The organism is Mesorhizobium sp. M1A.F.Ca.IN.022.07.1.1, from assembly GCF_003997575.1.
GTDB lineage: Bacteria > Pseudomonadota > Alphaproteobacteria > Rhizobiales > Rhizobiaceae > Mesorhizobium.
The window spans coordinates 21355-28498 of record NZ_RZST01000028.1; the positions used below are offsets into that span (position 1 = coordinate 21355).

Annotated in this window: 7 protein-coding genes; 6 read left to right on the forward strand and 1 reads right to left on the reverse strand. The window is 62.9% G+C overall.

The window, feature by feature from the left end:
- The first annotated feature begins 6 nt into the window (after positions 1–6).
- The 4 genes from EOA75_RS06000 to EOA75_RS06015 are packed head-to-tail and all read left to right on the forward strand — an operon-like array spanning position 7 to position 4711.
- Positions 7–567 carry an SCO family protein gene (locus EOA75_RS06000; RefSeq protein WP_127323840.1) on the forward strand — a complete coding sequence of 187 codons (561 nt, stop codon included), beginning with the start codon at positions 7–9 and terminating at the stop codon, positions 565–567.
- Complete coding sequence (locus tag EOA75_RS06005; protein ID WP_164747291.1) at positions 533–3187, forward strand: GAF domain-containing protein; 2655 nt, start codon at positions 533–535, stop codon at positions 3185–3187. Before EOA75_RS06000 ends, EOA75_RS06005 begins: the two co-directional genes overlap by 35 nt.
- Before the next feature lie 14 nt (positions 3188–3201).
- Positions 3202–3549, forward strand: a complete 348-nt coding sequence (locus EOA75_RS06010) for a response regulator (protein ID WP_245466573.1) — start codon at positions 3202–3204, stop codon at positions 3547–3549.
- A gap of 13 nt (positions 3550–3562) precedes the next feature.
- Positions 3563–4711 (forward strand): response regulator, encoded by a 1149-nt coding sequence (locus EOA75_RS06015; RefSeq protein WP_127323843.1) that lies wholly within the window; start codon positions 3563–3565, stop codon positions 4709–4711.
- A gap of 201 nt (positions 4712–4912) precedes the next feature.
- On the opposite strand, the gene efp is transcribed toward EOA75_RS06015, so the two are convergent.
- Positions 4913–5482 carry an elongation factor P gene (gene efp / locus EOA75_RS06020; protein WP_067000944.1) on the reverse strand — a complete coding sequence of 190 codons (570 nt, stop codon included), beginning with the start codon at positions 5480–5482 and terminating at the stop codon, positions 4913–4915.
- A gap of 129 nt (positions 5483–5611) precedes the next feature.
- On the opposite strand from efp, the gene epmA reads away from it, so the two are divergent.
- Together epmA and EOA75_RS06030 are read left to right on the forward strand one after the other, a co-directional pair.
- The gene (gene epmA / locus EOA75_RS06025; RefSeq protein ID WP_127323844.1) at positions 5612–6655 is read left to right on the forward strand and encodes an EF-P lysine aminoacylase EpmA; all 1044 of its coding nucleotides are present in this window, start codon (positions 5612–5614) and stop codon (positions 6653–6655) included.
- A 218-nt stretch (positions 6656–6873) separates the two neighbouring features.
- Positions 6874–7144: DNA gyrase modulator (locus EOA75_RS06030; RefSeq protein WP_281058520.1), on the forward strand; the 271-nt coding region annotated here is incomplete at its 3' end.

A 7144-nucleotide genomic window follows, 5' to 3' on the forward strand; every position in this document is an offset into this window, starting at 1 on the left:
CGCATCTTGCTGCTGGCGCTGATGGCCGGGCCAGCGCAGGCGCATGACGCGCAGCACGATGAGCGATTGCCGGCAATCGGACCGGCTCCGGACTTTACGCTGACATCGCAGGACCGGGCGCGCGTCTCGCTGCACGACTTTCGCGGCAAGGTGATCGCCATTGCATTCATCTATACGCACTGTACCGACGTCTGTCCCATGCTGACCGCCCAGATGGCCAGCGTGCAGGAAAAGTTGGGCAGTGCGTTCGGACCCAAGATCGCCTTCATTTCGATCACCGTCGACCCGGAGCGCGATACGTCCGACGTTTTGAAGGAATATGCGCAGAATTTTGGCGCCGATCTGAAGGGCTGGTCGTTTCTTACCGGCGATCCGGCGATTGTCCATGAGGTTGGACGGAAATATGGGGTCTTCGCGAAACAGGCGGCGAACGGTGATGTCGACCATACCTTGTTGACCTCGCTCGTAGACCCGAATGGCATCTTGCGAGTACAATATCTTGGCGTCCGGTTCGACTTGGAGGAGTTCCGGGGTGACCTTCTCGGCCTCTTGGACGAAACCAAATAGCATAACGAACTGGCTCGTTGGCTGGGTTGCCCGGCTGCCGGCGCGCGTCCAGACCAAGCTCTTGATCGCGTTCCTGTCGATCGTCGGCCTGCTGATCGTGCTCGGTGCCGTCGGGTTGCAGGTGCTGAGTGGGGTCAACGATCAGACCAACGAGCTGATCAAGCTGCAGCGCAGGATCGCGGCCTACCGCCAAGTACAGCACGATACGACCACCCAGCTCTACGGTATCTCCACCGCCCTGTTGCTACAGGATAACCGGATGCTGGATACGGCGCTGCGCCAGCTCAATCAGTTCGGCTACGACCTCGAGCGCATGGAGTTCGTCGCCAAAGCCGAGGTGGAAGTGCTTGGCCAGGTCAGGCAAGAGTACGAACGACTGACGGCCGGGGTGACGCACGTGGCAGAGCTTGTCCGCGCGGGCCGTACCGAGGAGGCGCGCAAGGTTCAGCTTGATGAAATCATACCGTCGGCTGATCGCCTCGAGCGGCTGACAAACCAGCTGGTCAACATGGCCGAAGCCGACATGGTGGCGGCCATCGAAACGACCGAGGGTGCGTACGGCACGTCCAGACTGATCGTGGTTTCGTTTGCCGTGGGCAGTATCCTGCTGGCGTTGGGGCTCGGTTACATCATCTCCTGGTCGTTGATCGAACCGGTCAAGAAGATCGAGACGCGTCTCAGCCAGATAGCGGCCGGCGACTTCGCGCAACGGGTGGCCGTCGCCAATCGCGACGAACTTGGAGTGCTCGCCGCTAACGTCAACCAGACCTCCGACCAGCTGGGGCGCCTGTATCAAGAGATTGAGACACGCACCCAGCAGCTCGACGAAGCCCTTCAGCAGCAGACAGCCACTGCAGACGTTCTGAAGGTCATCAGCCGCTCTACCTTCGATCTACAGGTGGTGCTCGATACGTTGGTGGAATCGGCTGTCAGGCTCTGTCGCGCCGACAAGGGTGGCATCGTGCAGTTGCTTGATGGCGTATTCCGCTATGTGTCGACGCTTGGCTACCCGCCCAGTTTCCGTGCCTATGTCGACGCCAATCCACTTCCAGCGCTTGCCGCTGGGCGAGGCTCCGCCGTAGGGCGCGTAATCGAAGAACGGCGGATCGTGCAAATCGAAGACGTGACCGCTGATCCGGACTACCGCGTCGCCTTGATCGCTGAGGCAGGCGGATTCCGCACCGTCCTCGCTGCCCCCCTGTTGCGGGAAGGTGATCTCGTTGGCGTATTCGTCATGACGAGGGCTGAACCGCAACCGTTCAGTCCCAAGGAGATCGCGCTCGTCGAGACATTTGCCGACCAGGCCGTGATCGCCATCGAAAATGCGCGGCTCTTCGAGGCGGTGCAGGCACGGACGCGCGAGCTTGCGGCGTCGGTTGGTGAGCTCGAGGCGCTCGGCGAAGTGAGCAAGGCGGTCAATTCGACGCTGGATCTCGACACGGTGCTGAAGACGATCGTTGCCAAGGCGGTCCAGTTGTCGGCGACGGATGCTGGCACGATCTATGTGTTCAGCAGCACGCGGCAGCAATTCCGCCCTCGCGCAAACTTTGGGATGAGCGATGAGCTTATCGCCGCAGTCTCGCAGCAGACGATCGGGCTGGCCGATATGGGTATTGGCGACGCGCCCGGACGGTGCATGCCGGTGCAGTTTCCCGACCTCGGCAAGGAAACCTCATCCTTCCTTGTGAGAAAGACGATCCTCGACGCCGGATATCGCGGCATCCTGATCGTTCCGCTGCTGAGGCCCAACAAGATCGTCGGTGCATTGGTCGTCAGGCGCCACAAGCCAGGCGCCTTCGATGAGCAAGTTGTTCACCTGTTGGAGACCTTCGCAGCCCAATCGGTGGTCGCGATCCAGAATGCCAAGCTGTTCCGCGAGATCGAGGAGAAAGGCGAGGAGCTGGAAGCAGCCAGCCGCCACAAGTCCCAGTTCCTGGCGAATATGAGCCACGAACTCAGGACACCGCTCAATTCAGTTCTGGGCTTCACAGAACTGCTGGTCGACGGCATCTATGGCGAACTCCCGGACAAGGCAAAGGCGACCGTCGCGCGTGTGCAGGCAAACGGCCGTCACCTCCTCGGGCTCATCAACGACGTGCTCGACCTGTCCAAGATCGAAGCCGGCCAGCTCACGCTGGCGATCGAGGACTACTCCGTCGCGCAGATTGTCCGATCGACCCTTACGGCGGTCGAGCCGCTGGCACGGGCGAAGGGTCTTGAGCTTTCAGCGACTGTTGCCGAGAACCTTCCAATCGGCCGTGGGGACGAACGCCGTTTGACGCAGATTCTGCTCAATCTCGCAGGCAATGCCGTCAAGTTCACCGAAACAGGTGCAGTCGACATTCTTGCCGATGCGGTCGATGGGAACTTCGAGATCACCGTCCGAGACACCGGTCCCGGCATTGCGTCCAAAGACCAGGCTCTCATCTTCGAAGAATTCCAGCAAGTCGACAACAGCAGCACCAGGCAGAAAGGTGGCACAGGTCTTGGCCTGGCGATCTCGAAGCGCATCGCCGAAATGCATGGCGGAACCTTAGACGTCGAGTCCGTGATCGGGTCGGGGTCGACGTTCCGTCTGAAGGTCCCGATCCGGATGAATGAGGACGTGAGGGCCGCATGAGCAAACGAATCCTGATGGTGGAAGACACCGAGGACAACCGCCAAATCATCCGCGATCTCATTGCCACCACCGAATACGAACTGATCGAGGCGGCGGACGGCGCCGCCGGCATCGCTGCAGCCGCAGCACACAGGCCAGACCTGATCCTTATGGACATTCAGCTCCCGGTGATCGACGGATATGAAGCGGCCCGCCGCATCAAGGCCGACCCGGCGCTCCGGCACATTCCGATTATCGCCGTCACCTCCTACGCGTTGTCGGGCGACAAGGCGAAAGCCCTTGGTGCTGGGTGCGATGGTTACATTGCCAAGCCATTCAGTCCACGCCAGCTGCTTTCCGAGATTCGCGGTTTCCTTTCTTGAGGGAGGCAACACCTTGCACGATCTGCCTCGCATTCTCGCGGTCGACGATACTCCGGAAAACCTCGAGATCCTGCGCATGCGCCTCGAGGCGAATGGCTATGAAGTTGTAACCGCCGCCGATGGTGAAGAGGGGCTTGCGAAAGCCCGCGAACTCACGCCGGATCTGATCCTGCTCGACATCATGATGCCGAAGCTCGACGGCATCAGTGTGGTCCGCATGCTCAAGCAGGATCACTCGCTGCGATCGATCCCCGTCATTCTGGTCACCGCGAAAGCCGACACGCGCGACGTGGTCGACGGGCTGGACGCCGGTGGCGACGACTATCTGACAAAGCCCTTCGAGCACAGGGCGCTGCTGGCGCGGGTGCGCTCGATGTTGCGCCAGAAGGCGCTTCACGACATTGTCGCGAGCCAAGCCAAACGCCTCGAGGACCAAGCCGCGCAACTTTCCGACTGGAACCGCTCGCTCCAGCAAACCGTGGCCGGCCAGGTGACGGAGCTCGAGCGAATGGCGCGGCTCAGGCGGTTCCTGCCCGAACAGGTCGCGGACCTCATCGTTGCGGCGGGCAATGGAGATGCGCTCTTGCAGAGCCACCGCCGCGAGGTGACGGTTGTCTTTTGCGATTTGCGCGGCTTCACTGCGTTTGCAGAGACCGCCGAACCCGAAGAAGTCATGACAGTTCTGGCCGAGTATCATTCCTGTCTCGGCGAACAAATCGTCCGTCACGAGGGGACGCTCGAGCGGTTCGTGGGCGACGGTATCGTCGTGGTTTTCAACGATCCAATGCCATGTGCCGACCACAGCGAGAGAGCTGTCTCGATGGCTGCCGCAATGCGCGAAGCGATTGACGAGCATTCCGAGCGATGGCGCAAGCGGGACTATTTGCTTGGCTTTGGGATCGGCATTGCCAGGGGCCACGCAACCATCGGGCGCATCGGTTTTGATCAGCGCTCGGACTATGCCGTCATCGGCACCGTGTCGAACCATGCCGCCCGTTTATGCGAGGAGGCCAAATCGCGCCAGATTCTTGTTAGCCAACGGGTCCTCGGAGCTGTCGAGTCGTTGGTCGAATCCGTTCCTGTTGGCGAACTGACGCTGAAGGGCTTTCGCCGCCCGATGCCTGCCTATGAAATCGTGCGGTGGATCGGTCGGCCAATCTAGCGTTGAGCGCACTCCGGCTTCGTTCGAGAGATGCGGTGCGTCGAACCACCGGCGCCGCGGCGCGGATCTGCCGTCCACGTCGCGGCAACTTGTAAATCCGCTTCGGGTCAGGGCCTCACACCCAGACGGCGGACAAACCGTGCTGACGATAGGCCCGCCTGGCCGCAGATGAGCCGTGTCAGCTGGGGTGCTGTGGAAACCTCAGTCCTTGGCGCGCTCGACATAGGAGCCGTCGGCGGTCATCACCACTACGCGCGTCCCGGTGGTGATGTGCGGCGGCACGGCGGTGCGCACGCCGTTGGAGAGCACGGCCGGCTTGTAGGACGAGGACGCCGTCTGGCCCTTGGTGACCGGCTCGGTATCGACCACCTCGAAGACAGCGCGCTGCGGCAGCGTCAGCGAGATCGGCGCGCCGTTGAACTGCGCTAGCTGCACCGCCATGCCTTCCTGCAGGTAGGGCGCCATGTCGCCGACCACGCTTTCTGAGGCCACGACCTGGTCGTAGCTTTCCGGGTTCATGAAATGGAAGCCTTCGCCGTCGGAATAGAGGAAGGTGTGCTCGCGCTCCTCGACATAGGCGCGCTCGACCATCTCGGTCGTGCGGTAGCGCTCCGAGATCTTCACCCCGTCGCCGATGCGGCGCATGTCGAGCTGCGTCACCGGCGTGCCCTTGCCAGGGTGGATGTTTTCGGCAAAGAGGATGACATAGAGCTTGCCGTCCTTATCGACGACGTTGCCTTTGCGTAAGGAACTGGCGATGACCTTGACCACGATATTCAATCCCAATCGAGTTTTTCGGCCTGCAAGCGTCTTTGCCCACGAAGCGGCGACGGCGGCCATCGCGTGCGCCGTAGCGCATCTTGCGTCGAACCGCCAGCCTCCTCGGCGATTTTCCCGCCCATGACCACCGCTTCGCCCTGGTGGACGCCGCATGTTCATGCCGACCGCCGGCCAAGGCTGATGGCGCGCAACGCCATTGCCGCCGCCTTGCGCGGTTGGTTCGCGGAGCGCGATTTCGTTGAGGTGACGACGGCCGCCCTGCAGGTTTCGCCCGGCAACGAGGCGCACCTTGCGGCCTTCGTCACCGAGGCGATCGCGCCGGACGCGTCGCGCCAGCCGTTATACTTTCACACCTCGCCGGAATTCGCCTGCAAGAAGCTGCTTGCCGCCGGCGAGAAGCGCATCTTCAGCCTGGGCTCCGTTTACCGAAACCGCGAGCGTGGGCCGCTGCATCATCCCGAATTCACCATGCTCGAATGGTACCGCGTCGGCGAGGCCTATGAGCGCCTGATGGCCGACTGCGCCGAATTTCTGGCGCTCGCCGCGGAGAAGGCCGGGGCCAAAAGCTTTCGGTTTCGTGGCCGCGAGGCCGATCCCTTCGCCGAGCCGGAGCGGCTGAGCGTGGCGGAAGCATTCATGCGCCATGCCGGCATCGATCTGCTGGCGACCGTCGGCGCCGACGGCAGCACCGACCGCGAAGCGCTCCACCAGGGCCTGGTCCGCGCCGGCCTGCGCACCGCGCCCGACGACAATTGGGCCGACCTGTTCAGCCGCGTGATGGTGGAAAAGGTCGAGCCGGCGCTGGGGCAGGGACGGGCGACAATCCTCTATGGCTATCCAGTCTCCGAGGCGGCCCTTGCCCGGCCGAGCGCGGAGGACCCGCGCGTCGCCGAACGCTTCGAGCTCTACTGCTGCGGCGTCGAGCTCGCCAATGCGTTTGGCGAGCTCACCGATCCGGCCGAGCAGCGCCGCCGCTTCGTCGCCGAGATGGACGAGAAGGAGCGCATCTATGGCGAGCGCTATCCGCTGGACGAGGATTTCCTCACCGCGCTTGCCATCATGCCGCAGGCGAGCGGCTCGGCCCTCGGCTTCGACCGGCTGGTGATGCTGGCAACCGGCGCCGCCAGGATTGAAGATGTGATCTGGGCGCCGGTGGCCGGCTAATCCGCACTGTTCACGCGGTTACGGCGGGGCAGTGCGCTGCGAAGGGCCGCGATTGCCTTGAGATTGCCGCATCCGCCATTGCACAAGCGGTGGTGGAACAATAGATGGTGCAGCAGCATCCAAGACGATTGTGCGGGCTTCCAGAGATGGCGGCCCGACATCCATGGATGTGCGGCAGCATCTGCCCTCCCGCACAGCTTGAACAAACAGGACTAACCATGACCAACACGCTCGACGCAGGGAAACTGACCGGCCGCGTCGCGGCGCTCGTCGAGGCGGCCAAGCGCGCCGGGGCGGACGCCGCCGACGCGGTCGCCGTGCGCGGCCGTTCGGCCGGCGTGTCGGTGCGGCTGGGCAAGGTCGAAGGCACCGAATCGTCGGAAAGCGAGGACGTGTCCCTGCGCGTCTTCGTCGGCCAGCGCGTGGCGAGCGTCTCGGCCACCGCCGCCTCCGACCCGAAGGCGCTTGCCGAGCGCGCCGTCGCCATGG

Coding starts and splice junctions, on each gene's coding strand:
- epmA (WP_127323844.1), top strand. CDS start 5,612: ATGACCACCGCTTCGCCCTGGTGGACGCCGCATGTTCATGCCGACCGC.
- EOA75_RS06010 (WP_245466573.1), top strand. CDS start 3,202: ATGGTGGAAGACACCGAGGACAACCGCCAAATCATCCGCGATCTCATT.